This is a genomic window from Undibacterium sp. Di24W (genome assembly GCF_049340325.1).
Classification (GTDB): Bacteria; Pseudomonadota; Gammaproteobacteria; order Burkholderiales; family Burkholderiaceae_D; genus Undibacterium.
Map to the genome: position 1 here is coordinate 1 of NZ_JBMPOP010000018.1, position 2,383 is coordinate 2,383.

At 45.5% G+C, this 2,383-nt stretch carries 2 protein-coding genes; both read right to left on the reverse strand.

Annotated features, from left to right (window positions below; genetic code table 11):
- Positions 1–209: DUF4214 domain-containing protein (locus ACO0KZ_RS20420; protein ID WP_422998617.1), on the reverse strand; the 209-nt coding region annotated here is incomplete at its 3' end.
- Between the two features lie 459 nt (positions 210–668).
- The coding region (locus tag ACO0KZ_RS20425; RefSeq protein ID WP_422998619.1) for a beta strand repeat-containing protein at positions 669–2,383 on the reverse strand (1,715 nt) is incomplete at its 5' end.

The following is a 2,383-nucleotide window of genomic DNA, read 5'->3' on the forward strand; positions in this document are numbered from 1 at the left end:
TTTTCTACCAATTCTTTGTTCGTGGATGATTTTGGATAGTAAGCACGTGCTGGATCAACATCAAACATTTGTTGAGCGATTTGCGCGTAAGTTGCGCCTGCATCTAATTTACCAACCCAAAATGCCAGACCGTCACGCTCTGGTGCGCGGCCGAATAGGGAGACGTACAACTCAGTTACTTGTGTACGCATTGCTGCTGTTATAGCCATTTAGAACTCCTTGTAGGATTAATTTACAACGAAAACTCGTTAACTCAATAGTGGAATGTATCAAAAACATAAAAATGAATTTTATGCCACTTGAAACGCCCATATTAAAAACGAGGCTTATTAAGTTTGGCAAGACTAACATGAGGGTCTGAAAGTCGATTGTGATGAACATCACATTTAATCGAAATATCGTCTTTTTTACTACAGGTTTTCAAATAAATGGGAAGTAGGGTGTGCAGCGCTTGGATTTCTCTTGCCGGCCTATCCTTGACCAAGCATTGGTGCGCATGGCGCACCCTACATTGGCGTTGCCGTTAACGGTTTCACCCACAAAAAAACCCACCTCTTTGCAGACGTGGGTTTTTTGTTTCGCACAACAGAGAGGCTGTTCTCTCCCTGCTGCTTGAATTGCATGGATAGCTTGCGCCATCCATACTTTTTGCTACTGAGCTTACTGAATTAAGCGATGAAGTCGCCGGCAACGATAGAACCTGTTGTACCAGTCAATTTCACGATAAAGTCAGTTGCGTCAACTGCGCCTACTGTGCCACCGATGTTTTGGAAAGCATAAGTACCAGCTGCTGTACCAGCGCTTACAGTGATGATGTAAGCCTGTGTATTCGCTGCCAATGTTGCGCCAGCTGCTGTTGCTGCTGTTGCGATTGCTGCTGCCAATGTTGCTGTGTCAGCTGTAGCGATTACCAAAGAGCTCAATGTAGCTGCGTTTGTACCTGTTTTGAATACGTCAGCACCGGCTGCTTTAAAGTTACCGATGGTATCGATAGCAGAGATCACAGAACCTGCAGCGATCGTATCAGCACCTGTTTGCGTTGCAGACAAGTTGATCGTATCAGCACCAGTACCACCAGTGATTGTAGCTGCACCAGTACCACTACCCAGAACGTTCAAAATCTGACCGCCTGTACCCAAAGTTACATTGTTGATCGCAGTAGCAGCAGACTTAGTGAAGTTCAAAGTCACGCCAGCACCGTTTTCGTTAATCACTGTCCATGTAGCAGTTGTACCACCAGTTACGTTCACTGTTTCAACGCCTGTTACTTTAGCAGACATATCCAAAGCTGCAGTTACTGCACCAACGGTCAATGTATCGAGACCGAGACCACCATTGATACCATTACCTGCAATAGAGGCTGTAATGATAGCATCGCTAACATTGATAACGTCAGCACCAGCACCACCGATGATGGAGACTGCACCAGTAGCCGCAGTGAAAGTGTTACCAGCAGCTGCCAAGTTGTAGTTCTCAATCCCTGCCAAACCAGTCACTGTACCAGCCGTTGTCAAAGTGATCGTTTGAGCACCTGCAACGTTAGCTGTTGATGTGAATGCAGCGTTCTGAGCAGCTGTCATAGTAACAATACCAGTATTGTTAGCAAAATCAGCGACTTCAAAACCACTTACGTTCGCACCAGCGATATTGGAACCAGCGAGGAAACCCAATGTATCCGCTGTACCAGCACCAGATGTGAATGTACCTGTGTAAGTGTTGCCCAACAAGAACAATGTATTAGTGCCTGTACCCAGATTAATATTACCAGCGTTAAATTGGTTCACTGTATTTGTCAAGTCAACAGAATCATTACCATTACCACCAGTGATCGTCGTGATGCCTGTAGTTGCATTAGTGAAAGTAATATTTCCACCAGTGTTGTCAGTGATCAAAGACTTGATGTTAGTGATAGTACCACCAGCTGCACCGTTACCGATAGCAACAGTGGAAGAACCTGTCAAAGTGATCGTGTCAACGTCACCAACGTTACCAGTTACAGTAGTACCGTTCAATGTAGCAACTGTGCCTGTGAAGTTATCGTTCACGTTAGCTGTGCTTGTGAATGTACCACCTGCTGTCAATGCTGTTGCTGTCAACGCTGTACCGCCACCGTTTGTTGGGCTTGTGCCAACTGTACCAGTAGAAACAACTGCACCACCAGATACTGTCACTGCATTAGATGTTGTCGTGTTGTTCACGCTACCGCCAGTTGCATTGGATGATGATGTTGTATCGATTACCAATGTACCGCTTGTTACAGAGATCAAAGACAAATCGATGTTGTTTGCACCAGCGATATCGTCAACGATAGTCAATTGGTGTGGAACATTACCTGTGAATGTGATCACTGGTGTGGACAAGCTCAACGCTGCACGAGCTGCTA